23 protein-coding genes and 1 pseudogene are annotated in these 22,653 nt (G+C 60.1%); 5 read left to right on the top strand and 19 right to left on the bottom strand.

What is annotated here, in order from left to right; all coding sequences use genetic code 11:
- Nucleotides 1-21: 21 nt before the first annotated feature.
- The 13 genes from AC5J09_RS05385 to AC5J09_RS05325 form a co-directional block, all read right to left on the bottom strand.
- Complete coding sequence (locus tag AC5J09_RS05385) at nt 22-1,101, bottom strand: ABC transporter ATP-binding protein (RefSeq protein ID WP_324763958.1); 1,080 nt, start codon at nt 1,099-1,101, stop codon at nt 22-24.
- Nucleotides 1,098-1,898, bottom strand: coding sequence for an ABC transporter permease (locus AC5J09_RS05380; protein ID WP_494297149.1), 801 nt, complete (start codon nt 1,896-1,898; stop codon nt 1,098-1,100). Before AC5J09_RS05380 ends, AC5J09_RS05385 begins: the two co-directional genes overlap by 4 nt.
- A gap of 1 nt (nt 1,899) precedes the next feature.
- Nucleotides 1,900-2,775, bottom strand: coding sequence for an ABC transporter permease (locus AC5J09_RS05375; RefSeq protein ID WP_324763960.1), 876 nt, complete (start codon nt 2,773-2,775; stop codon nt 1,900-1,902).
- 115 nt (nt 2,776-2,890) lie between these two features.
- Nucleotides 2,891-3,901: a polyamine ABC transporter substrate-binding protein gene (locus tag AC5J09_RS05370; protein ID WP_324763961.1), complete on the bottom strand. Its 1,011-nt coding sequence runs from the start codon at nt 3,899-3,901 to the stop codon at nt 2,891-2,893.
- 26 nt (nt 3,902-3,927) lie between these two features.
- Complete coding sequence (locus AC5J09_RS05365) at nt 3,928-4,272, bottom strand: NIPSNAP family protein (protein WP_494297148.1); 345 nt, start codon at nt 4,270-4,272, stop codon at nt 3,928-3,930.
- A 5-nt stretch (nt 4,273-4,277) separates the two neighbouring features.
- Entirely contained in the window at nt 4,278-5,741 is a 1,464-nt protein-coding gene (locus AC5J09_RS05360) for an aldehyde dehydrogenase (RefSeq protein WP_324763963.1), read from the bottom strand.
- A gap of 5 nt (nt 5,742-5,746) precedes the next feature.
- Nucleotides 5,747-6,787 carry an LLM class flavin-dependent oxidoreductase gene (locus AC5J09_RS05355; RefSeq protein WP_494297147.1) on the bottom strand — a complete coding sequence of 347 codons (1,041 nt, stop codon included), beginning with the start codon at nt 6,785-6,787 and terminating at the stop codon, nt 5,747-5,749.
- The gene (locus AC5J09_RS05350; protein ID WP_494297146.1) at nt 6,784-7,713 is read right to left on the bottom strand and encodes a flavin reductase family protein; all 930 of its coding nucleotides are present in this window, start codon (nt 7,711-7,713) and stop codon (nt 6,784-6,786) included. Before AC5J09_RS05350 ends, AC5J09_RS05355 begins: the two co-directional genes overlap by 4 nt.
- Complete coding sequence (locus AC5J09_RS05345; protein WP_494297145.1) at nt 7,710-8,543, bottom strand: alpha/beta fold hydrolase; 834 nt, start codon at nt 8,541-8,543, stop codon at nt 7,710-7,712. Before AC5J09_RS05345 ends, AC5J09_RS05350 begins: the two co-directional genes overlap by 4 nt.
- Before the next feature lie 15 nt (nt 8,544-8,558).
- Nucleotides 8,559-9,161 carry an amino acid synthesis family protein gene (locus AC5J09_RS05340; protein ID WP_102764161.1) on the bottom strand — a complete coding sequence of 201 codons (603 nt, stop codon included), beginning with the start codon at nt 9,159-9,161 and terminating at the stop codon, nt 8,559-8,561.
- 415 nt (nt 9,162-9,576) lie between these two features.
- Complete coding sequence (locus tag AC5J09_RS05335; protein WP_494297144.1) at nt 9,577-10,272, bottom strand: GntR family transcriptional regulator; 696 nt, start codon at nt 10,270-10,272, stop codon at nt 9,577-9,579.
- A 581-nt stretch (nt 10,273-10,853) separates the two neighbouring features.
- On the bottom strand, nt 10,854-12,371 hold the full coding sequence (locus tag AC5J09_RS05330) for an FAD-dependent oxidoreductase (protein WP_494297143.1): 1,518 nt from the start codon (nt 12,369-12,371) through the stop codon (nt 10,854-10,856).
- Nucleotides 12,372-12,518: 147 nt separating this feature from the next.
- On the bottom strand, nt 12,519-12,716 hold the full coding sequence (locus tag AC5J09_RS05325) for a hypothetical protein (RefSeq protein ID WP_494297680.1): 198 nt from the start codon (nt 12,714-12,716) through the stop codon (nt 12,519-12,521).
- Nucleotides 12,717-12,802: 86 nt separating this feature from the next.
- Between AC5J09_RS05325 and tnpA the strand changes: the two genes are divergently transcribed.
- Complete coding sequence (gene tnpA / locus AC5J09_RS05320; protein ID WP_494297142.1) at nt 12,803-13,189, top strand: IS66-like element accessory protein TnpA; 387 nt, start codon at nt 12,803-12,805, stop codon at nt 13,187-13,189.
- Nucleotides 13,190-13,603: 414 nt separating this feature from the next.
- Entirely contained in the window at nt 13,604-13,891 is a 288-nt protein-coding gene (locus tag AC5J09_RS05315; protein ID WP_494297141.1) for a hypothetical protein, read from the top strand.
- 228 nt (nt 13,892-14,119) lie between these two features.
- On the opposite strand, the gene AC5J09_RS05310 is transcribed toward AC5J09_RS05315, so the two are convergent.
- From AC5J09_RS05310 to AC5J09_RS05290, 5 genes and pseudogenes are all read right to left on the bottom strand, one after another.
- Nucleotides 14,120-14,503 carry a DUF4112 domain-containing protein gene (locus AC5J09_RS05310; protein ID WP_122102871.1) on the bottom strand — a complete coding sequence of 128 codons (384 nt, stop codon included), beginning with the start codon at nt 14,501-14,503 and terminating at the stop codon, nt 14,120-14,122.
- A 571-nt stretch (nt 14,504-15,074) separates the two neighbouring features.
- Entirely contained in the window at nt 15,075-16,304 is a 1,230-nt protein-coding gene (locus AC5J09_RS05305; RefSeq protein ID WP_494297140.1) for a type II toxin-antitoxin system HipA family toxin, read from the bottom strand.
- Nucleotides 16,297-16,887: a helix-turn-helix domain-containing protein gene (locus AC5J09_RS05300; protein WP_379943388.1), complete on the bottom strand. Its 591-nt coding sequence runs from the start codon at nt 16,885-16,887 to the stop codon at nt 16,297-16,299. Before AC5J09_RS05300 ends, AC5J09_RS05305 begins: the two co-directional genes overlap by 8 nt.
- Before the next feature lie 156 nt (nt 16,888-17,043).
- Nucleotides 17,044-17,526: a hypothetical protein gene (locus AC5J09_RS05295; protein WP_440854720.1), complete on the bottom strand. Its 483-nt coding sequence runs from the start codon at nt 17,524-17,526 to the stop codon at nt 17,044-17,046.
- A gap of 56 nt (nt 17,527-17,582) precedes the next feature.
- A pseudogene (locus AC5J09_RS05290) lies at nt 17,583-17,759 on the bottom strand (low temperature requirement protein A); the annotation flags it as partial.
- A gap of 338 nt (nt 17,760-18,097) precedes the next feature.
- Between AC5J09_RS05290 and AC5J09_RS05285 the strand changes: the two are divergent.
- Nucleotides 18,098-19,552 (top strand): TrkH family potassium uptake protein, encoded by a 1,455-nt coding sequence (locus AC5J09_RS05285; protein ID WP_494297139.1) that lies wholly within the window; start codon nt 18,098-18,100, stop codon nt 19,550-19,552.
- Nucleotides 19,553-19,960: 408 nt separating this feature from the next.
- Nucleotides 19,961-20,953 (top strand): Bug family tripartite tricarboxylate transporter substrate binding protein, encoded by a 993-nt coding sequence (locus AC5J09_RS05280; RefSeq protein ID WP_494297138.1) that lies wholly within the window; start codon nt 19,961-19,963, stop codon nt 20,951-20,953.
- Between the two features lie 444 nt (nt 20,954-21,397).
- Here the strand turns inward: AC5J09_RS05280 and AC5J09_RS05275 are convergent, their stop codons facing one another.
- A complete protein-coding gene (locus tag AC5J09_RS05275; protein WP_379943380.1) occupies nt 21,398-21,553 on the bottom strand; it encodes an adenylate/guanylate cyclase domain-containing protein in 156 nt (51 codons plus the stop codon).
- Between the two features lie 281 nt (nt 21,554-21,834).
- On the opposite strand from AC5J09_RS05275, the gene AC5J09_RS05270 reads away from it, so the two are divergent.
- Complete coding sequence (locus tag AC5J09_RS05270) at nt 21,835-22,575, top strand: DUF2938 domain-containing protein (RefSeq protein ID WP_494297137.1); 741 nt, start codon at nt 21,835-21,837, stop codon at nt 22,573-22,575.
- The last annotated feature ends 78 nt before the right edge of the window (nt 22,576-22,653 follow it).

Here is a 22,653-nt window from a genome sequence, read left to right as displayed (position 1 = left end):
CCGATGCCGCGTCGGCTACCTTCATTGACCGAAGACGTGCGCCGATCCGGCATCGAACCTCAACCAAACGGCATCGCCGCGAGCGAGCCCCGAGATCGCCTCGTGACCGAACGGAAGGCGGACAGACAGGTCGTTGCCCTTGTTGGTCTTTGTTGCGACGTGCACGTTGTTGCCGAGGAAGGTGATATCGCTAACCGTGGCGGGCAACCCGGTGTCCGATCGCGTTTTAGACAGGAGCAGGCGTTCCGGTCTCAGCATGAGGGAGGCTTTGCCTCCGGAGGAGGCAGTCCCATGCAGGGGAACGTTGGCCACTCTCATTGTGTCACAGATTGCGACCTCTGCCCGGCCGTTCGCCGTGGAGACCACATTGCAGGGCAGGAAATCGCTGTCTCCGATGAACTCGGCGACGAACCGCGTAGAGGGATTGCCGTAGAGCTCCGGCCCGGTACCGATCTGGTCGATCACGCCCTTCGAAAAAACGGCGATCCGATCGGAAAGGCGAAGCGCTTCCTCCTGGTCGTGCGTAACGTAGAGGATCGTCACCTCCGTCTGCTGATGAATCCGGCGGATCTCGTGCTGGATCTCCTCGCGCAGTTTCTTGTCGAGTGCCGAGAGCGGCTCGTCCATCAGCAGCACAGGCGGATCATAGGCAAGAGCGCGCGCCAATGCGACGCGCTGCTGCTGGCCGCCTGACATTTGCGCCGGCTTGCGATCCTCGAAGCCTTCGAGCCGCACGAGCTTCAGCATCTCGCGCACCTTGGCGTCGATCTCCGCCTTCGGCAGGCGGCGGACCTTCAGCGGAAAGGCGATGTTCTCGCCGACGGAAAGATGAGGGAACAACGTATAGCGCTGGAATACCATACCGATGTTGCGCTTGTGCGATGGCGTCATGAGCAGCGTTTCGCCGTTGAGCAGGATGTCGCCGCACGTCGGGTTCTCAAAGCCGGCGAGAATATAGAGCGTGGTGCTCTTGCCCGATCCCGACGGGCCGAGAAATGTCAGGAACTCGCCCTGCGCGACATCGAGATTGACGTCTTGCACGGCGGTCACCGGCCCGTACTCTTTGCGAATACCCCGGATTTGCAGGAAAGGTTTGCTCATGATTTCAGTCCTTTGCGAACGAGAGCGACGAGCACCATCAAAAGCACGGTCAAGAGAATGAGAAGTGTGGAAGCCGCGGCAACGACCGGTGTCAGATCCTGCCGCAGCGTCGCCCAAATTTTCACGGGGAGCGTCTGGAGCGTCGGGCTCGACATGAAGATTGCAACGACCACTTCGTCCCAGGAGGTGAGGAAGGAGAAGATCGCTGCAGAGAAGATGCCGTGGCTGATGGCCGGCAGCGTCACGCGAAGCTTGGCTTCGAGCGGAGACGCGCCGCACAACACGGCGGCATCCTCGATCGATTTGTCGAAGCCTTCGAGCGCATTGGTGATCGACAGGATCGAGAAGGGAAGCGCCAGCACCAGATGGGAGATGACGAAGCCCGTTAGGGTCCCGTTGAGTCCGATCTGCAGGAAAAATGCGTAGAGCGCGACCGCAAGTACCACGACCGGCAAGATCATCGGCGTCAGGAACAGCGCCTTCAACGCTTCTCGGAGCGGGAAACGCCCTCGGGTTAGGCCGAACGAGGTCACGAGCCCTAGCAGCACCGAGAGGACAGTAACAATGATCGCGATCTGGAAGCTCGTCCAGGCGGACTCGAGCCAACGCGGATCGGCGAGAAGCTCCTGATACCATTTGAACGTCCAGCCGGGTGGCGGAAAGATCAGCCATTGCGACGATCCCATGGACAGCGCCGCGATGAACAGGATCGGCAGAAGCAGAAATGCCGTCGTCAGCAGCGTGATGCCGAGGAGAACGAGCTTCCACCAGCCGAGGCGATCGAAGTTCAAAAGCATCTCAGCGCCCTCCCATCCGATTGGTGCCGAAGAAGCGGAGCTGGACGGCGTAAAGCGCCAGTGTGACCACCAGCAGCACAAGGGCTGCGGCACCACCCATGCCCCAATTGACGAGAGACTGGACGAACTGCGCAATGAGTTCGGCGAGCATCATGTTCGCGGTACCGCCGAGCAGCGCCGGCGTGACGAAGTAGCCGAGCGACATGACGAAGACCATGAGCGCGCCCGCCGCCATGCCCGGCATCGCCAGCGGCAAGAGCACGCGGACGAGCGATTGCCAGCGGTTGGCGCCACAAAGTGCGGCCGCCTGCAGGATGGCCGGGTCGATCTTCCGAATGACGCCATAGAGCGGCAGGATGATGAAGGGCAGCATGATGTAGGTCATGCCGATCGTCACACCGGTCAGATTGTTGACGAGTGGCAGCGGCTTGTCGATGAGCCCCATCCCGATCAGCAGCTTGTTGATGACACCGGTGCGCTGCAGCAGCACCATCCAGGCATAGGTGCGTGCCAGCAGATTGGTCCACATGGACAGGAGCAGAATGGCGAAGACGACCGAAGCGACGCGGCTGGGCATGATGGCGAGCGCCCAAGCGACCGGAAAACCGATCAGCAATGAGACAAACGTCACCAGGCCGGATACGATGAAGGTGTTTACAAATATGCGCAAATAGGTCGAAGAGCCCAGCAGTTCGGCGTAGTTGCCGAGGCCCGGCATTGGTTCCGTGACGCTGCGCATCAGCAGGATGGCAACCGGCAGCACGAAGAACAGGATCAGCAGGCCGAGCGCCGGCAAAGTCAGATCAAAGTCGCTCGGCCGCCGGGCGCGTACGGGCGCAAACGGTCTCCCGCTCTCGGTTTCGGTCTGCGTAACCATCGTCGTCTTTCCTCCCATTAAGAGGGCAATGCGCCGTCACGGGACAGCACGCAGCCCTCTGACCGCCGGAGCACCGGAAGAACGCCACAGCCGTCCTCCCAGTGGTTCCCGGTGGTTATTTCGCCTGCCAGGCGTACCAGCGCTCACCAATCGCATCGCGGTTTTCTGCCCAGTAGTTCATGTCGGCGTTAACCTGGCTCGCCGTCTGCGCGTCCGGCAGCGTTTTGGCCACTTCCGGGTCCATCATTTTTGGGGAATCCAGATTGATGGGCGCGTAGCCGGTTAAACTGGCGAGTTCAGCTTGAGCCTCGGCCGATGTTGCAAGTGCAATGAACTTCATCGCCGCTTCCTTATTCTTCGTTCCCTTCGGCACGACGAGTGAATCGGCGGCCGTGATGTTCTGCTCCCAGGAGGTTTCGGTATTGATGCCACTTTGGGCTAGCGCGGTCATGCGACCGTTCCAGAGGCTGCCGAAGGGCGCCTCAGCAGAGGCAAGGAGCTGCTGCGACTGTGCGCCGCCGGACCACCAGATGATGTCGCCCTTGATAGTGTCGAGCTTTTTGAAGGCGCGGTCGAGATCGAGCGGATAGAGCTTGTCGGCCGGAACGCCGTCCGCGAGAAGCGCTGCTTCAATGACGCCAGGCGCCGACCACTTGTAGAAGGTGCGCTTGCCGGGGAACTTTTCCGTATCGAAAAGGTCGGCCCACGTCTTTGGGCAGGCATCGACCACGTCCTTGTTGCAGCCAATGACGAAAGAATAATAGAAACTGCCGACCGAGTAGTCGGTGACGAAACGCGGGTCGAGTTTCGATTTGTCGATAACTGAGAAGTCGAGCTTTTCGAGAAGACCTTTCTTGCCGGCCTGCGCGGCGTAGTCGCCCTCGACGTCGACTACGTCCCAGGTGACGGCATTCGCCTCGACCATGGCCTTGAGCTTGCCGTAGTCGGTCGGCCCGTCCTGCAGCACGTTGATGCCGGTCTTTTCCGCGAACTTGTCAGCCCAGGCAGCCTTCTGCGCGTCCTGGGTCGTGCCGCCCCAGCTTGAAAAAACGAGATCGGCGGCGGATGCCGGCGCGGATGTTGCCATGGCGGCGGCGACGATCGTTAAAGCGAATATCCTCTTCATGTTCCCTTGCTCCGTTGTTCCCGGTTTTACTTGATTGGTTGTTCTGGTGATGCGCCGCCGCCGGTGGGCGAAAAGCGCGTAGCCTTCATGATCTTGTTCTCCGCGACTTCGATAAGGTCGCGTATCTTGGGGAGGAATGCCCGCCAGTCGGGGTCGTCCATCAGTGTCGCCCTGCGCCGCTCACGGTCGTCGAGGCTCGCATAAGCCCAGATGTGGACGATCTCGTTGATCGGACCGATCTCGGAGAAGAAGTAGGCGACGAGTTCGCCAAGATGCCTCCTCTGGATGGCGATCCCCTCGTCCTCCACCACCTGCAGGTAGGCCGGGATGGCGCCGTTCTTCAGTCGATAGGTGCGGATCTCGTAGAACATCGCCGTCACCGCATCACGAACGGGTCTGGGATCGGATCGTCCGACGTCCTGAGCCAGACGGTCTTCGTCCGCGTGTAGTCGAGCGCGGCTTCGAGGCCGCCCTCGCGCCCATGGCCGGAGAGCCCGAAACCGCCGAAGGGCGCGATCGGGGACACCGCCCGGTAGGTGTTGACCCAGACGATCCCAGCGCGGATCCCCTTCATCAACCGGTGCGCCCGCGTGAGGTTCTGCGTAAAGACACCGGCCGCAAGCCCGTAGCGCGTGTCGTTGGCGAGACGCAGAGCTTCGGCCTCGGTTTCGAAGGACAGGACCGAGAGTACGGGACCGAAGAACTCGTTATCGAGCGACGGCGAGGCGCTACCGTCGCAATCGAGAATGGTCGGGCGAAAATAGAAGCCATCACCTTCAGGCGCGGTGCCGCCGGTCACGAGCCCGGCGCCGGCGCTGAGCGAGCGGGCGACCAGTGCTTCTACATGGTCGCGCTGGCGCTCAGTCGCGAGCGGGCCGACCTCCGTCGCCATATCGAGAGGGCTTCCGATCCGGATCGACTCCGCCTTGGCCTTGAGGATCCGCAGGAAGCGATCCTTGACGCTCTTTTCGACGATCAGCCGCGAGCCCGCGACACAGCTCTGTCCCGTCGCGGCAAAGATTCCGGCGACCTGCGCGTTGGCGGCGCTTTCGAGGTCGGCGTCGGCGAAGACGATGAAGGGCGACTTGCCGCCGAGCTCAAGCGAGGTCGAGGCTAGATTCTCCGCCGAATTCCGCACCACATGGCGCGCGGTCTCCGGCCCACCGGTGAAGGCGATGTGGTCCACTTGAGGATGTCGGCTGAGCGCCGCGCCGCAGGAGGGGCCGAAGCCGGTGATGATGTTGACGACGCCGGCGGGAAAGCCCGCCTCATGCACCAGCCGCGCAAATTCGAGGAGCGGTGCCGGTCCGTCCTCCGAAGCCTTCACCACCATGGTGCAGCCGGCCGCAAGCGCCGGACCGATCTTCACCGCCGAGAGGAAAAGCTGGCTGTTCCAGGGCACGACCATGGCGACGACGCCGATCGGTTCGCGGCGGAGCCAGACATCCATATCCGGCTTGTCGATCGGCAGATAGGATCCTTCGATCTTGTCGGCGATGCCCGCGTAATAGCGATAATAATCCGCCACATAGGCGATTTGCGCCGAGGTCTCGCGAATGACCTTGCCCGTGTCGCGCGTCTCGAGTTCGGCGAGCTTGCCGGCATTTTCTGCAACGAGATCGGCAAGCTTGTAGAGGAGCTTGCCTCTCTGCGTGGCGGAAAATTTGTGCCAGGGCCCGTCATGGAGGGCGTTGCACGCAGCCTCGACGGCACGATCGACGTCCGCTTCTCGCGCCTCCGGCATCTCCGCCCAGGCACGGCCGGTGGCAGGGTCGATGCTTTCGAACCGGACTTCGCCGTCCGCGAATTCACCGTTGATGTAACACTGGAAGCGCTGCATGTGCCCTACTCCGCAAATGCCGGCATGACCTCGGCGATGAAGCGTTCAAGCGACGCCTTCTTGCGCTCGAAGGTCATGCCCGTGTCGATCCAGAAGGAATATTCGTCATAACCCATCGCCTCGTAGCTCTTGATGCGAGCGATGACCTCGTCGGCTGCACCAACGACGTTGTTGCGTCGCATTGCCTCGGCCGAGAGCATGGCGTTGGCGGCAATCTCCTCATCCGGAATCCGCTCGATGAGGCCTTGTGTGATCGGCCTCTCGTTCTTGAACCAGGCGAAGAAGTAGTTGTAGTAGACGCTCATCTCATGCGCGGCCTGTGCGATGTCCACCTCGTCGGAGCCGACATAGGTGTGACGCAGCAGCATGATCTTCGGCCGCTCGACCTTGGGGTTCTTGGCGCAGGCGTCGTTGAACCGTCCCATCAGGCTCCGCACCTCGTCGTCGTCTTGCCAGAGCGGCGTCACCTGCACATTGCAGCCGTTCGCGACGGCAAATTCGTGCGAGTTCGGATCGCGCGCAGCAACCCATATAGGCGGATGGGGTTTCTGCAGGGGCTTCGGCGACGAGGTCGTGGCAGGAAACTTGAAGAACTCGCCATTGTGGCTGTAGTCACCCGCCCAAATCCCCTTCACCGCCGGAATGAGCTCGCGCATGCGCTGCCCGGCGCTCCAGGCATCGAGGCCCGGCAACAGCCGCTCGTATTCAAAGGAATAGGCGCCGCGGGCAATCCCGATATCGAGCCGGCCATCGCAGATCAGGTCCGTCATCGCGGCTTCGCCCGCGAGCTTGATCGGATGCCAGAACGGGGCGATCACCGTGCCGGTTCCAAGCCGCGCTGTTCTGGTGCGGCGGGCAAGGTCGGCAATCGTGACGAAGGGATTGGGCGCAATGGTAAACTCCATTCCGTGATGTTCACCGGTCCAGATCGCGTGCATGCCGCCTTGGTCGGCGATCTCGCAAAGCGCGACGAATTCTTCGTACAGCGTCTTGTGGTCCTGGGAGGCATCCAGGCGCTCCATGTGAACGAAAAGCGAGAATTTCATGAGCGCGCGTCCTTCTTCGCGATCGGGTGAACCGTGCCGCCGGTCTCGTCGCCGAAGTACATACCGAAATTGCCGATGGAGCTTTCGAGCACGAAACGATTGATGATGTCGGCGGTCGCGGTGCTGTAGAATTTCGCCTGGGCGGCGTCCTCCGGCCTCAGGAACCGGCCTCTTTGCGGGGCACCGTCGCTGGCCAATGCGTGATAGACGATGTGTTGCCGTCCATCGCTCTTGTCTTCATAGACCGAATAGAGAAAGCCGATGGTGACGTTCAGTCCGGTCAATTGCTCGAGATGCGCCGCCAGGGTCCGGGCGGGGTCATCGCCTTCGACGGTGCAACTCGGGATCGACAGCGTTTCATCGCCCACGAGATATACTGAGCCCTGCTGCTCGAGCACTGCGCCGAGACGAATTTCGCCCCCGACGGCCGCGGAAACGGCCTTGCCCGCCAGCCTGGGCGTGAAATAGCCGCCGCGGGCATAGCCGAGGCCATTTAGTCCGCTGTTCTCGAAGGCCGTTACGCGCCCGACCATTATCACATGATCGCCAGCCTCGATGAGGTCCTGCTTCGAACACTCGAACCAGGCCGCGACCTGGGAAAAGATCGGGCAACCATTCGGCCCTTTCCTCCAGTCGACGGACGCGAACCGATCCTCGACCGGCCGGGCAAACGTGTTGGAAATGTCTTTTTGCGTTTCGGACAGGACGTTGACGGCAAAACGCTCCGCTCCGGTCATCGTCTCGTAATTGCGCGAGGTCTTGGCAATACACACGAGCAGCAGGGGCGGATCCAACGAGACCGAGGTAAAGGAATTGGCTGTAAAACCGATTGGCCGGCCCGCCGGATTGTTCGCCGTCACCACCGTCACTCCGGTCGCAAAGGCGCCAAAGGCGTCGCGCAAGGCTCTTGGATCTTCCACACTCATGCCGGCTCCTCCCGGTAATTCAGCCACTCCGCCATCAGCGCATTGACGCTTTCCGGCGCGGTCAGATTGACCATATGTCTGTGACCATCGACGACGCGGGCCCATCCGTTCGGCGTCTGGGACGCCATCTGCTCAGCCATTTCCGGCGTCGAGTTCGGGTCTCCCGAACCCGTGAGGAAAAGGGCGGGGCAAGTGACGGAAGGCCAGCAATCGGCATAGGTCTCGTCGCCGTTTGCAAAGGCGGTATAGGCGATCGCGTAGCCTTCCGGATCGACCGCCTCTAACCACGCGCGGGTCAATTCCCGTGCTCGCTGGCTCTGCGGATCATCGCCGAACCATCGCAGCAACGGTCCCGCCGTGTCCACGCCGCTTGTTCGGATCGCCGCTGCGCGGGCCAGGACGGCCGCCTTTGCCGCGGGATCGCGGCGGTAAACGCCGTTGAGATAAGCGACACGCGTGATGCGGTTGGCGAAGGTTGCCGCCGCGCCGCCGGAAATCAGCGCACCCATCGAGTGCCCCGCGAGATTCGCACGGACGATACCGATATCGTCCAGAAAGCGGCCGAACCAGTCGACGAAGTCGCGCACCGTGCTGCCCGCCGCGATTTTCTCGCTCCCGCCATGCCCGGGCATGTCCACCGCGATGACGCGGTGGGTCTTGGCGAAGGCTTCGATCTGCGGCGCCCAGGCCTCGAGGCGCATGCCGACGCCGTGAATGAGGATCAACGGCTCGCCCTCACCGGCTTCGAGGTAGGCGGCTCCGCGCACAGTCGTCTTACGCGGCAGCGCAGTGCCGCCCTCCCCGGACGTATTTGATGTGACCGTCTGCATCGAAGTGCCTGCCGTTTAGACGCCGGCCGGATTGGCGACGTCCTGACCGAGGTCCTTCAGATCCTGATAGCGGTCGCCGATCCGATGGTGCGGGCGTCCGCCAACCGATGCGCCAAGAGCCACGACGATTTCATCGGCGGCCGGCGCATCGGGCATCGCCGTCTGAATCGTCAGGTAGTGAGAACGGCGACCCTCATCGTTCTTGTCCATCAGTGGGATCATGACGGTGGCGTTGGCGGGGCCGCGCGTATTGCAGAAGGCGAGATACGACTTGGCGCCGACCGCTTGGCGATAGTGATTGCCGAAGCGCAGCGTATGGATGAGTGCCGAGGCATGCTCGATCTCACCGTCAAGCCCCACAACGGCGGCCTTGCCGTAGCCTTCGACCGCTTCGCCTGAGCCCACGGCGTCGATAATCATTCTGGTCAGGAGCTCCCCAAGCACAGGTGCTGCCGCATGGATCTCCGGCTTGAGGTCCTCCACGAAGCCCCGCCCCGCCCACGGATTTTTCACCACCGCCAGCGCCGAAAACAGCTTCAACGGCTGCGGGGTGGCCTTGCCTCCTTCGATCAAGGTCGTTTCGATCTGGAGCAGCGTCTTGCGGATCTGAACGGGCATTGAAAAATCTTCCCTATCATTATCTATTACGTCTTATGGTATACCATAATATTGCAGTGTCAAGCGAGCCTTAAAGCCGAGCCAAAAACGTCGGAAGCAACGGATGACATTGAAGAAAATCGCCTTGCGTCGGCGACTTGCGGGAGAGAAGCCAACCTCCTGTCGCTGCGCGGGTGCGCGAAGCCTGTCAGATGGACCCAGGGCCGAACGCCACACTGGTCGCCGGCGGCCGCTGCCCAGGCGTCCGATGTGTGTGGGGCGCTATTTCAGGAAAAGGAGGTGCCGCGGGCTCAGTTACAATGCCGTCGCCTTTGGAGAAGCGATCGGTGACCAACTCCTGGATAACCGGGGCTGGGCCAGGTCGACAGCATCGTCTCAGGGAAGGCAGGGCCATTCTGCCTTCCACCGTAACTATTCACTCGCCCGTCTGCTGAGCGGCGATGAGCGTTTCCGCGATGGCAGCGGCGCGGGCGACATGGTCAAGGGCGGCTCTGCAGGCGGCTTCGCCGTCGCCCCTTCTGATCGCGTTCACGATTTTTTCCATTTGCGCAGGTCCTTCGACGTCGCGATTCTTGGTCTTGATCGTCATGGAGCGCAGATGGTTGATCCGGACGGTCAGAAGATTCACGACGCCCCAGGCGACGTGCCGATCAACCCGGGTGAACAATGTTTGATAGAAAGCGGACGTCTGGTTGAGAACGCCATGCATGTCCTTGGCGGCATAGCTCTCGCGGATGCCCTTCAACGACGCTTCAAGAGCCTCCGCGATGGCCGGGTCGCGTCGTTCCGCGCACAGCCGCGCAGCCATTCCTTCGAGGGCACCACGGATTTCATAAATCTGCTTTGCCTCATCCAAGTCGAGGAGCGCGACGATCGGTCCCTTGTTCGGTAAGCTCGCCACGAGCCCCTCGGATTCGAGATGACGTAGCACCTCACGGACGACCGTGCGGCTCACGCCCAATTGACCGCAGAGATCACGCTCGACGAGACGTTCGCCAGGTTTGAAATAGCCGTCTACAATCGCATCCCGGACCTTTTCGAGTGCTAATTCCCTCAATGTCTTGGCCGGACGCTCTACTCGGATGTCGGTCTCCCGCAAATCAGCGTTCATCCTCTTACCTTAATATCGGTTCGTCTGCCGATGCTAGTGATATTACGGTGTACCATAATACTCGTATGCCTAAATTCTTCAATGGCGATCAACCGAGCGATATCTCCAGCCGCCTGCGCGTAAGATCTGGCGGGGCCACCCGGCTCCGAGATCACTTCAACGACAAGACTGAGCGCGTGAGGACAACACGGGCAGCAAACATCCGCATTAGTTTGCGCCCCGGCGATAAGGTTCCCGAGCCTGGCTCAGTGCGCAACATCAGGGAGAGCCAACCCCTAACGCCGAGGCACTAAACGACCATTTAAAGCTCTGATCGCACCGCTTCTGTTGGGGTGGAAGGCCCCGAACGGCATCGAATGTGCCAACGCCTGCCCTGCCCTATCGATTGAGAGGATGAGGGTTCCTACCACTCGCCACGGACATTAGCGGCGCTCGAACTGACTTGTGGGACGATAACCGGCGACTGTCGCGGACAGCAATTCAGAGATTAAATATCGAGGTTGTGAAATGGGCGACTTGGCGTCACAAGATGAACTACTCACCTGTAGAATTTGCGGCCAAGACTTCAATGCTCGTAGCTATCAGAGGTCAGCCAAAGGCGAGACGGCGGGCCCATTCAGGGCCGTGCCGTCGACCGCGAAATGCGAGCCGTGGCAAGGACAGTCCCAGCAACGTTCAAGGGAATTCCAATGCACGTGGCAGCCAATATGCGTGCAGGACGCGGATCGTTTGTATAACGTCCCGTCCTCGGCGCGGAAGGCGGCAACCTTGGTCAAGCCCTCGCGGACGATGGCACCCTGTCCTGGCTGGAGCTTATCGACGGAGTCGACCTCGCCAGGCGCAACATACTCTGCGAAATTCTTAACCGCCGTCGCGTTCTCCACGAGATAGTCCACAATCGCTCCCGTGGTTTTGCGAGACGGCTCGTAAAGGTCCCGCCACGGACTGCTGCCTTTAAGGATCAGGTCCCGGATCAATAGCGAAGCGACAACTCCATGCGTCATGCCTTCGCCGGAGTCGCCGGTGATCACAAACACACGCTCGTTCCCCGGATTGCGGCCAATGAAACCAGTGTAGTCGATGGCTTCCATTACTTGGCCGGACCAGCGATGGGTTTCAGCGCCGAGACTGGGCACCAGGCGCTTGATCCAGGCCGTCAAAGCGGCGAACCGCCGTTCAGCATCGTCAACCGCACCCGTTTTGTGGTCCTCGCCGCCTACCAGGAGAAAGTCGCTCGCGCCCTCACCGGGTTGCAGGCGGACATAGTGATACGGATCTTCCATGTCCCAGTAGAGCCCATCCGGAACGGCTCCGGGGTCGATTTCGAACGACATCGCGTAGGTCCGATATGGCGCTTGTTTGGTGTGGATGGCGACACGGTCATTGATCGGCGAATTAGTTGCGACAACGGCCCATCTTCCGGTGAGGCTGAGCCCAGAGCTCGTTGACACGCGGACGCCGTCTTCGGCTTCCTCGACCTTTTCGACAACTGTATCACAGCATAACCTGCCGCCACGCGCGCAAATGCTGGTAGCCAGCCCACGTAGATACTTGAGCGGGTGGAACGTCGCCTGACGGCCATAGCGGAGGGCTGGCGCCGCTGAAAACTCAACAAACGGCAAACCAACGATTTTTTCTACCGCGACCCCGATTTGGAGTGCTGCGTCGAGCTCGCGCTCGAGACTGGCATCCTCCGCTCCGGATGACGGAAATAAAAAGCCGTCGACACGTCTGAAGTCGCAGGCTATGCCCTCGCTCTTTTGGATCGCTTCGATACGGTCAATTGCGGCTGACTGACTTTGATAAAAATGCCGGGCCAGCTCGCGCCCCCGCAGCTCGATCAGCTGGGAGAAATAGTCATCGCATATCGATGAAAGGTGGGCGGTTGTCCGCGCGGTCATCCCGCTGCCGATTTCGCCGCGATCGATAACAGCGACTTTCTGCCCACACACGGCGAACTCGTAGGCTACCGACAAACCGGCAATTCCGGCGCCGATGACGATGACGTCGGCCTGATCGTTTTCCATGAGTGGAACCGCGTCAGGCGCAGCTTTGACCGTCGCCCACAGCGAGACGGTTCTTTCGTCGCTTACGTTCATGATGGGCCTTTCGGAAACGAGCATTGGCTAAATTTAAAACGAGCGCAAAAGTTCCGCGGAGACGCTGCCCAGCCGGCGTCCTCTCGGGTTCCGCAATCATCGGCGAGGCGGATCAAGGTGTCGCTTGGCCTTTAATTAGGGTCTTCCTCACTTTGTGTGGTGGCGATTTTGGTCGAGCGGCAGCATGCGTGCCCTGAGCAGCTCCGGGCCAGCTCTGCCATACATCGCACGCTTGATTGTCTTCAGGCGGTTGATTTGGCCCTCCGCCTGGCCGTTGCTCCACGGCAGTTCGATGGCGTTGTAGACGGCGTCAAGATCGCGGTGCAGGAAGGTCTCGCAGACCACGTTTTATCATCAGCTCGAAGCGCAGCACCTCTCTTCACCCACCACAGATGCAGCGCAAGCTAAGTACCCCATTTATGAGTAGTGCTATGACGAAGCATCAGATTGAGGTGATCACGTCGGTCGAGCGGCGTCGGCGCTGGTCTCGCGAGGAGAAGGAACGGCTCGTCGCCGCGGCATTCATGCCGGAGGCGCGCGTTTCCGAGATCGCGCGAACGGCCGGTGTCCATGTGAGCCAGCTTTTTCGCTGGCGCAAGGAACTCTGTCAGATATCCGCGCCGTCCGTCCCGCAGCTCATTCCGGTAGAAATCGTCGAGCCGCCGCCGTCGTCGCCAGCGGAGCCGCCGGTCTCCCGGCCGCGCAAAAGGGCAAGTATCGTCACGATCGAGCTTGGCCGAGGCCGTCGCCTGCGGGTCGAGAGTGACGTCGACCCCGAAGCGCTCGGTCGGATTTCTGATGTGCTGGAGCGGCGATGATCCCGGTCCCGAGCGGTGTGAAGGTCTGGTTGGCGACGGGCTATACGGACATTCGGAGAGGCTTTCCCGGCCTGTCCTAATGGTACAGGAGACCTCGAAGCGCGATCCGATAAGCGGCCCTCTCTTCGTCTTGCGGGGCTGGAGCGGCGGCTTGATCAAGGTGATTTGGCACGATGGCCAGGGTGCGAAGGCTCACCTTAAGCGAAGGCGTCAGCAACGCGTCACGAATGGCCATCGCCGAATGGTTCCTCCGATAGGCCGCTCCACCCATTACGGGCTGTCTGTGACTGGCGTTCGCTTGGCAGCTACTCACCGGAACTATTGCTCGCGAGCTCGGGTTTTCTAGAGATCCCAACTTCCTATCGCCACGGAAGGGCTGCAACTCCGCGGCGCCTAAACTGAAGGACGAGTCCTATGAGGTACAAACTGACCAGAGATTTCGTCGCCGCCCCATTACTTGCAATCGCCGCCCTGTTCACAACTTCAGCACTCTCCAACGACCCCGGAACTGGCGCGCAGAATGAGCGTTGCCGCGTCGCTCCGGGTGCGGGCGCCAATGGGGGGACGCTCACAGAAAAGCTTGATGATTGCGACGGAGTTCTGAAGCCGCCAACAGTCGGCGACACCGAAATGGTCGAGCCTGCTCCTGACGTCGGAAGAACGCCCGTGATCCGTCCAGACGAGGTGCCAGAACAACAGTAACGGTCCGAATCCCAGTGGGTTATGGCCAACATCATCTGCCGACTTGCTAATGGTTTCGCTCGCCTCCATGCGCTGAGCAGCTCCAGCTTTGGTCCGCATCGATCTGCATAGAACGAAGAAAAAGGCTTTTGCTGCGTGGAGAAGCGCCACGCCTCCTGCGACGGCCTGCGCGAAGTTCAGGACAATGCCGCGGTGTTCGATATGGCCGTTCCGGCCGGCGGCCGTTGATCATCGCGATCGATCAAGATCAGCGTGATCGAGTCCGAAGTGGTCGAGCACGAGTTGGAGATTGCGGCGGTTGGACTTGAAATAGACGTCGAAGACGTCGCCGACCACCGGGACGCTTCCCGCGACCGTGTCGAATCCTACATTGACCAGCATCTTGAGAAGCTTGTCGTTCGGCACGCCGAGACGGCGCGCCTCGTTGACGATGAAGAGGCTGACCGCCGCAGCGCCGAAATCACCGATGCCGGGGATCAAGCCGAGCACGGAGTCCGCGCCGAGCGAGACGCGGGTGCCGGGAATTCGGAGCGCCGTGTCCATAAGCCGGGCCAGGCCCCGTATACGCCGGAGGCGTGCGAGTTGCTCAATCGGTATCGTCTGCTTTTTCATTCTTCTTATGTGGTCCCAACACGCCGCCGTTCAAATGTCATGCGGCCGACTTCTGCTTGCCGAGCCGCTTGATCGCCTGCTCAAGCGGACGCCGCCCATCGCAGTAATCCTCCCAAGCGATCGTCTTTGCCAAAAGCGCGGGGACCGTGCGGATGATGAAGCGCTTCGGATCGAGGTTGGATTTTGAGCTGCGTCCAGGTGCGGTGTCGATAGAACGTGCATTTAGTCCTGATGCGCGAGGTCGCAGCAGTCAGAAGGCAATACGCCGCGTTGGCGCCGCCGATCTTGAGTTTGGCCCCGTTCTCCTGAGCCCGGGCCCCGAAAGCGGGAGAATAGTGCAGTCGCTGAGAACGGCGACCTGATGTGAGTTGTATAGGACCGAGGACGGGCCGGCAGTTGCTATGGGCTCAGACCGTGGATCCGGCTACAAAGAAGAACTCGATGACACCTGAATGGACCGTTGACAAAAATCCTGACGTGAGGGGATTCGAACCAACGGTCATCCTGTTTGGATGGGCTAAAGCCTTGAATATACAGCAAGGCTCGTAAGTTGATGCCAAGCGGCAAGGCACTACTTCGCGAACTCACGATACAGCTCGACCGTCGGTGCGTGCGTATCGATCGTGTCGGCGACCTTGGCGGCCATCGGCAGGTTTTTCTTTTCCGCATCCCATGCCGCCCTAAAACGTTCAACCGTCTCGCGCGCCGTGTCGATCACCAGCTTTTCGGAAAGCTCCGCTTTCGCAGCCAGATGCGCCAGCTCGTCCTTCGACAGCGCTGCCATCTTTTTTGTGCGGGAGAAATTGAGCGCCGCCGTATCTTCCCCCTCGATGTAAGGGATAGTCGACAACAAGTCATACGCTGGCGAGAGCGCAGGGGTGCGGCGATCAGGATAGATGAGCGACCAGTTCTTCAGGTGCATGTCGCCATTGCCGATTAGCGTGCTGAAGACTAGACGCCGGATGAACTCCGCCACGTCGGCCGTGCTGGTTTCGATCCCCAGCACGCGGCCGATCACCCGGTAATTGCCCTTATCGTATTTGTGGTCGGGAAAGACGCCGAAGACTTGCGCAAAGTCCTCGATATGCACCGCTCCCTCCGGCGTGCGGTCAAAACGCTTGATCGCCAGCGCCTGCCCGTGCAGTTCACCCACCCCCTGCGGAAGACCGCTTACAGCGTCGAGATCAACCAGCTGGAGCTCAGGCACGTCCATACCCATCATGCGGGCGATGGTCATCATCGCGAACTCATTCTCGGGCACGCCGCTATATTGCTGAGACGGCAGCTTCACGATCCACGAGCCACCTGTGCCCTCGGCCGGAATGGTCAAGCCGCCGCCCTTTTTGTCGTTCTTAAAGGCCGAGAACTTCAGCTGCACACCCGCCAGCGAAAAGCGCAGCGCGTTCGGCCGCGCTTCGACGATAGCCTGCCCGTCATCCAGAGGCGCGTCATCCGCTTCGGAGGGATGCACCGTCACAGCCCCAGGCAGGTCGCGGCCGAGCATCCAGAGCAGGATGAATTCCCGCGACGGCTTCACACCCGCACGATCAGCGAGGTATTTGCGCAGCGGTCCTTCCGGCAGTAGGTTCGAGAAGAAGGGCGGGACTACCATGTTGTACGGCCTGAACTTCGTGATGAGCGCCCCGAACGGGTCTTTCAGGGACAGGCTAAGCGTCGGCCGCTTTTCGTCTTCGATATAAGCATCGTTGAACGCGAAGATGGTGCGCCCGTCCTGCAGATTCGTCAGGGTCGCAACCGGTTCCCCATACAGCCTGACATCGAGTACCGTGACCTTAGGCATGATCGTCGTCCTCATCCAGCGCATAGGCCGAGCGAGGGACCGCGTCGTCACGCTCGCGGTGCACCGCGCCATTGCGTAGGTGTCTTACGACATGTGCGATCCTGCTCAGCTCCTGACGGGACGGAGGATCAGCCTGCCACCGGTCGAGGCGTGCAGTCGCCTCGTTGAATGTGTCCATCTCCTCGGCCGACAGAGGAAGATGCCGTAAGAGCGCGAGGCTATCTTTGAATGTATCTGCCTCGGAAGCACTACCGAACCCGCCCCGGTGCTGCGCAAACCACCGCTCAAGGCGCCCCACCAGTTTGCGCTGGTCGGATGTCACGACATCACTCGATGCCGATGCACTATCGAGGATATTGCGCATTGCCGGCATCAGTTTTTTCGGGACAAGGACGATCTCGAGGTCGAGCGCGCGCGCCACATCCACTAGGCTGCCAAGTCCGGGCTCCATGGTGCCCCGTTCTATCTGAGAAATATGGCTTTGCGTCAGGCCCGATCGTGCGCTCAGCTCGCGCTGGCTCATTTTCTGCGCTTCGCGCGCAGCGCGCAGCTGCTGCCTTATATGCTCCGTTTTATATGCCATATCATTATCCTGTATCGCACGATGCGAAACATACAGGATAATATATAAGAGGATTCTCAGAGCGACGCAATTTCGATATACAAAACCGTATCAAAAATGCTGACATATATAGAATTATATATATCAGATTGCAGTCTTGGGACTCACAGATATCCATCAGCTCCTATAGCCACCCATCAGTGCGCGCAGCAGATCAACCTGCGCAGACCCTGCCGGTATAGTGTCTGCTGTAAAGGGGACATTGATGTAGGCTCGCCCGTCCGGTTGCGGCCGCGCATGCAGGCCGAATTCCTCGAAAAGCCGGAAGCCTACCGCCCCGACATCGGCCAGCGCATTGTAGCTTTCCCATTTCCCCCGAGTGCCCCATAGCGTGCGCAGCTGGTCCACCAACCGGCCAATGGCAGTGACAAAGGCACGATCCTCGGTCGGTAGCTCAGGCGCCACTTCGCAGAGCGTACCGGTATCGTTCATCCCGTCCAGATGTCCGAACAGGTAGGACGCGATCCGCAGGGGCTCAAGGATGACAATGCCGACGTCATGGAAGACGCGCACCACATCACCATGCAGCCGATAAGACCGGACAGCATCGCGCGCTCTGATACGGCAATCCGTCAGCCGGATCGCGAGATTGTCGCGCATGCGGGTTTCCTCATTTACTGCAAACCCTGCAAGCGCCAGCTTCCAACGGCGCCGCCTGCGAAGATGAAGAGCACTGCTTCAGCGGCGATGCCAAGGCCGAAATTTTCCGAAAGGCTCTCGGAAAGCTGAATCAGGGCAAAAACAAAAACGAGATCGAAAAAGAGTTCAGGAAAGCTCGCCTTCGTCTGATCCGTATTTTCTTTCCGGAGCCAGTGCGGGTGGTTTTGAGCCATGGAACCCTCGTAAGGATGAGAAGCAGCGATATATAGGGCGCTCAGCACGTGAATAAGAAACGCACGAGGGTTGGCTTGGGATAACCGATGGAGACCCTCGGCGCTGACATCGTGGCGATGGCAGCTTCATCACCTGATCTACGCAGCCACAGCAAGGAGTAATCCATGTCTATCGGTATCATAGGAACTGGCCCTGCCCACATACTGGCTGAGGCTCGATAAGTTCTGTGTAAATGTTGATTTCAAATCGGCGCTCCCATTTGACTTTGGCTATCCATTGGCCGAACTCTGGATCGTAGCCAACTGATCACCATCGCCAACTACGGGAGGCCACGAGATTGAACGCTTCCCTGATCCGGCACGCCATCCACATTGCCGCGATTCTCGGCCTCTACCTTTCGGCCGCGATGCTGATTCCAGCGATGCTAGACCTCTATTATGGCCATCCGGATTGGCAGGTCTTCGCGGCCGGTGCTTTCGTTACCAGCGGCCTTTCTGCTGCGACTTTCATGGCAACCCGTGCTGGGCCGCCTCCGTTCTCGAAGAAATTCGGCTTTCTCCTCGTCAACGTTCTATGGTCGGCTTTCGCGTTGATCGGTGCCTTGCCGCTGTGGCTGTCCTCACTCGATCTCGACTTCGCGCAGGCGCTTTTCGAGTCCGTGTCAGCGATTACCACGACCGGATCGACGGTGATTGTCGGACTGGACGATGCCCCGCCCGGCATCCTGATCTGGCGATCGCTCATCTGCTGGCTTGGAGGCGTCGGAATTGTCGTCCTGGGATTGTTCATCATCCCGTACCTGCGGGTCGGGGGAATGTCCTTCTTCAAGATGGAATCCTCCGACACAAACGAAAAGCCATTTGCCCGCCTCGCCACCTTCAGCCGGGCGTTTTTCACCGTCTACGTTGGCATTACGCTCCTTTGTGCAATCGGCTACAACCTAACCGGGATGAACCGGTTCGATGCGATCAATCACGCCATGTCGACGGTTGCCACCGGCGGTTTTTCGACTCATGATGCATCATTCGCCTATTTCGGCAGCATTCCGCTCCTGTGGACGGCAACGTTCTTCATGGCCTTGTGCAGCCTGCCCTTTTCGATCCTCATCGTGTTCGTTGCACGCGGTCGGCTCGACGCCTTGCGTGATCCTCAGATCTTCGTTTTTCTCGCCTATCTGACGGTCTTCGCTCTTTCGGTGGCGATTTATCACCGTTTGACGAATGGCGTCGAGTTTCACATCGCATTGGCCCACTCATTCTTCAACTTCAGCTCGATTCTCTCGACTGCGGGTTACATGAGCGAGGACTACCAGCTTTGGGGACCATTCGTCGTGATGGCCGCATTCATCGCGACCTTCATGGGCGGGTGTTCCGGATCCACCGCCGGCGGCATCAAGGCCTACCGCTTTATCGTTCTCTTCAGCGCCATCCACTCTGGCTTGCGCAAACTCATTTATCCGGCGGCAGTTTACCCTGTCCGCTACGGCCGAAATTCCCTTGATCTGGACACCTTGCGGGCGATCCTCCTGTTTTTTGTCACCTATATCCTCCTCTGGATTTTCGGCAGCCTTGCGATGGCTGCCTTGGGCTACGACTTTCTCACCGCCGTGTCCTCGGTCATCACCTGCCTTTCCAATGTCGGTCCCGGGCTCGGCAGCATCGTTGGCCCAGCCGGAAACTTCTCGACGCTGGAAGATCCGGAACTCTATCTGCTTTCACTCATGATGATGATGGGCCGACTTGAGGTGCTGACCGTGCTTGTCATCCTGACACCAGTGTTCTGGAAGCAGTGACAAATTAGTGACCGGCAAGCGGTTGCATGCTACCACGGCAGATAACCACTGTTTTATTGGAGAACCAGATGACCGCCCATCAGCGAGATCCATACGCACTCGTCGGCCGACTCATAGGGACCATCCTCAGCGTTGTCGCCTACGCATTGGTTGCATGGCCGCTGGTGCGGCCTTTCCTGTAATGGCGGCGCTCGCGGCGTGGCGCAAAGCACCTAGCCTGCCCCCCGCACGAGTACCGAGTGACTATGCCGGCCGTGTGTCGTGGCCGGAGAACAGTGAGGATGCGATATTTGCGCCATTCACAGACAATCGTATCGACGGCCATTGCGTAACCGGAACTCCGCCATATTGTTAGGACAGCCGGCCTCAGCCTGCATCCATCGTCCATAAGATCGGGAGGATTTCCGCATGGCATTTTTAAGCTTGACCCGTCGCACCGCTATGGCGGCCGGGTTTGCTTTCTGTTCGGCGCTCGCGCTTGGCTCGGCGGCGCAAGCGCAAGAGTTTCCGGATCGGACGGTAACGCTCGTCGTTCCCTTTGCTGCCGGAGGTTCGACCGACGTGGTTGCGCGGATCATCGCCCAGAAAATGTCCGACGATCTCGGCCAGCAGGTGATCGTCCAGAACGTTGCTGGCGCTGGCGGTAATCTCGGCGCCGCAAACGTTGCCCGCGCCGATCCCGATGGCTATACGATCCTGATGGCGACAGTAGCGACCCATGCGCTGAACCCGCTCATCCTGAAAACCAAACCCTACGATCCCGAAAAGGATTTCGCACCGATCTCGCTTCTGGTCGTGGTTCCGAACGTCCTGGTGGTCAATCCGGAACTGCCGGCCAAGACGGTTCAGGAATTGCTGGCACTCTTGAAAGCTGACCCCGAGACGTACGCCTACGCCTCCTCCGGCAACGGAACACCGCTTCATCTCTCCGGCGAGCTCTTCAAAAAGATGGCCGGCGTCGAGATGCAGCATATTCCCTACAAGGGCTCCGGCCCGGCACTGAACGACGTGATCGGCAATCAGGTGCCAATCATGTTCGACAATCTCCCCTCGTCATCCGGTCATATCAAAGCTGGCACCCTCCGCGCGCTTGCTGTCACGACGGCAGAACGCGCATCGTCCTTCCCCGACATTCCGACCATCGCAGAGTCGGGCATTCCCGGTTACGAGACCTACACCTGGAACGCGCTCTTCGCTCCCGCCAACACGCCACAACCGGTGATCGCCCGCCTCAACGAAGCTGCGAAGAAGGCCATGGCCGATCCGGCGGTGCAGAAACGCATGGAGGAATTCAGCGCCAAGATCGTAGGTTCGACGCCCGAGGAGCTCGCCGCCCACGTCAAAGCCGAGCTTGCCAAATGGACCCCTGTCGTCCGCGACGCCAACATCCAAATGGATTGATCTGCAGCTGTCGCGCCTACCGCCACTTACGGTTTCAATGATCCGTGAAACGAGCTAGTGCGAGCTGTCTGCAGATCGACCATTCGGTCCGGCCAGTAAAGCTGAAACAAGGTTCTGTTCCCCCTGGGGAACGGAATGAACAGTCATAACAATGTCCGCTGACGCCGAGCAGTCGAGCGGCAACCGCTCACCGCGTGGCGGCCGAGAGCGGCGTTGGTTGCCGCGGCTATTGTGGGGCTTATACTATCTCAAGCGGCTCACTCACGATGCCATTCAACTCGATACATTATCCGATCTTAAAAGCACAAACAGGAACATTTCTCTACTTCGCGCCCCAGGGGGCGCGTTAACAGAAGGTGAATCTCTCTCGCAAAATCAGCTAACCGTTTGAACACCCGGTCTTTGGGCGGGCCAGGAGCCATGTCGTTAATCTGCCTTTGCCCTTCACATTGACAGTCCCCGACATTCGAACTCGAATTGATCGATCAACTGCGCATAGATCTCAGGAGAAACTTGAATGCGGCCGGGCACGCCTGTTGTTTCCATCCGCGATGCCACATTCACCGCATCGCCCCAGACATCATAGAAGAACTTCTTCACTCCTATGCCGAGTGCGACGACCGGACCACTGGCTATGCCGATGAATCGTCACGGCGCTGGGTATCATCTTGTCCGTATGGTGGCGAGCTTCGTCAATTGGCCTTGGGCTCTCGTCCTTCCGATCGCCGTATCCGTCCTCGGGCTCGCGGCCAGCGCCGGTCTATTGCCATGGATCGCGTATCTCACGGTTCTCGTGCGGCATCGCCCTCGTCTTCTCGGGCGCCGCCGTGTTGGCTGCGGACAATGTCTCGCAAGGGCAAATGTGCCTTGCGGGCGGCGTGATGAACACCGCAATGGAAGTCGGTCCGACGGTGGGATTTGCGCTCCTGATGGCGGTGGCAGCGACCGGCGCCGACACCACCGACAGCTATGCCAGAGCGTTCGCAACGGCGGCTGAAGCCCACGGCGTGGCCGCCGTGGCGGCCCTGTTGGTCGCGATCTGGCGACATAGACACGGCAATGCCCCCCAACATTGGGGCCGGACACCCTCCCCAGCGACAAGCCACAGGAGAAAGACGATGAGCGTCGTGCTGACCTTTGCCCTGACCGCGCTTCTGATCGGAGGCGGAGCCACTCTTCTCATGGATATGTGGGCTGCAGTGCAGAAGCACCTTTTCGGAGTGCCGCCGCTGAACTACGCACTTCTTGGTCGCTGGATGGGCCATCTCCGCCTGGGCCGGTTCACCCATGACAACATTACCGCTGCGCGGCCAATCCGAGAAGAAGCGGCGCTCGGCTGGTTCGCCCACTATGCGGCCGGGGTAGTCTTTGCCGCGGTTCTGCTGGCGGTGTGGGGCATAGAGTGGGCCCACGATCCCACGCCAGGTCCGGCGCTGCTTGTCGGCGTTGCAACGATCGCCGCGCCGTTCCTGCTCCTGCAGCCTGGGATGGGTGCGGGGATCGCGGCGAGGAGAACACCACGACCCAACGTCTCGCGTTTGCGGAGCCTTATCGCTCACATTTCATTCGGCATCGGCTTATACGCTTCGGCGCTGATCTCCGCCAGCGTGCTGCCGGGGTAAGTGCTGAAGGGGTCTAAGTGGAAGGAGCGACTTGAATACGTCCTTCCGTCCCCTCGCCGGCGAACCCGCCGCGCGACG

It is taken from the genome of Sinorhizobium sp. (assembly GCF_059070375.1).
The sequence above is the reverse complement of the archived record's forward strand: the minus strand, read 5'-3'. Positions and strand labels throughout refer to the sequence as shown.

What these genes read in the sequence shown, in the direction of transcription:
- AC5J09_RS05385 (WP_324763958.1), bottom strand. Translation starts at nt 1,101, where the DNA reads ATGAGCAAACCTTTCCTGCAAATCCGGGGTATTCGCAAAGAGTACGGG.
- AC5J09_RS05380 (WP_494297149.1), bottom strand. Translation starts at nt 1,898, where the DNA reads ATGCTTTTGAACTTCGATCGCCTCGGCTGGTGGAAGCTCGTTCTCCTC.
- AC5J09_RS05375 (WP_324763960.1), bottom strand. Translation starts at nt 2,775, where the DNA reads ATGGTTACGCAGACCGAAACCGAGAGCGGGAGACCGTTTGCGCCCGTA.
- AC5J09_RS05370 (WP_324763961.1), bottom strand. Translation starts at nt 3,901, where the DNA reads ATGAAGAGGATATTCGCTTTAACGATCGTCGCCGCCGCCATGGCAACA.
- AC5J09_RS05365 (WP_494297148.1), bottom strand. Translation starts at nt 4,272, where the DNA reads ATGTTCTACGAGATCCGCACCTATCGACTGAAGAACGGCGCCATCCCG.
- AC5J09_RS05360 (WP_324763963.1), bottom strand. Translation starts at nt 5,741, where the DNA reads ATGCAGCGCTTCCAGTGTTACATCAACGGTGAATTCGCGGACGGCGAA.
- AC5J09_RS05355 (WP_494297147.1), bottom strand. Translation starts at nt 6,787, where the DNA reads ATGAAATTCTCGCTTTTCGTTCACATGGAGCGCCTGGATGCCTCCCAG.
- AC5J09_RS05350 (WP_494297146.1), bottom strand. Translation starts at nt 7,713, where the DNA reads ATGAGTGTGGAAGATCCAAGAGCCTTGCGCGACGCCTTTGGCGCCTTT.
- AC5J09_RS05345 (WP_494297145.1), bottom strand. Translation starts at nt 8,543, where the DNA reads ATGCAGACGGTCACATCAAATACGTCCGGGGAGGGCGGCACTGCGCTG.
- AC5J09_RS05340 (WP_102764161.1), bottom strand. Translation starts at nt 9,161, where the DNA reads ATGCCCGTTCAGATCCGCAAGACGCTGCTCCAGATCGAAACGACCTTG.
- AC5J09_RS05335 (WP_494297144.1), bottom strand. Translation starts at nt 10,272, where the DNA reads ATGAACGCTGATTTGCGGGAGACCGACATCCGAGTAGAGCGTCCGGCC.
- AC5J09_RS05330 (WP_494297143.1), bottom strand. Translation starts at nt 12,371, where the DNA reads ATGAACGTAAGCGACGAAAGAACCGTCTCGCTGTGGGCGACGGTCAAA.
- tnpA (WP_494297142.1), top strand. Translation starts at nt 12,803, where the DNA reads ATGACGAAGCATCAGATTGAGGTGATCACGTCGGTCGAGCGGCGTCGG.
- AC5J09_RS05315 (WP_494297141.1), top strand. Translation starts at nt 13,604, where the DNA reads ATGAGGTACAAACTGACCAGAGATTTCGTCGCCGCCCCATTACTTGCA.
- AC5J09_RS05310 (WP_122102871.1), bottom strand. Translation starts at nt 14,503, where the DNA reads ATGAAAAAGCAGACGATACCGATTGAGCAACTCGCACGCCTCCGGCGT.
- AC5J09_RS05305 (WP_494297140.1), bottom strand. Translation starts at nt 16,304, where the DNA reads ATGCCTAAGGTCACGGTACTCGATGTCAGGCTGTATGGGGAACCGGTT.
- AC5J09_RS05300 (WP_379943388.1), bottom strand. Translation starts at nt 16,887, where the DNA reads ATGGCATATAAAACGGAGCATATAAGGCAGCAGCTGCGCGCTGCGCGC.
- AC5J09_RS05295 (WP_440854720.1), bottom strand. Translation starts at nt 17,526, where the DNA reads ATGCGCGACAATCTCGCGATCCGGCTGACGGATTGCCGTATCAGAGCG.
- AC5J09_RS05280 (WP_494297138.1), top strand. Translation starts at nt 19,961, where the DNA reads ATGGCATTTTTAAGCTTGACCCGTCGCACCGCTATGGCGGCCGGGTTT.
- AC5J09_RS05270 (WP_494297137.1), top strand. Translation starts at nt 21,835, where the DNA reads ATGAACACCGCAATGGAAGTCGGTCCGACGGTGGGATTTGCGCTCCTG.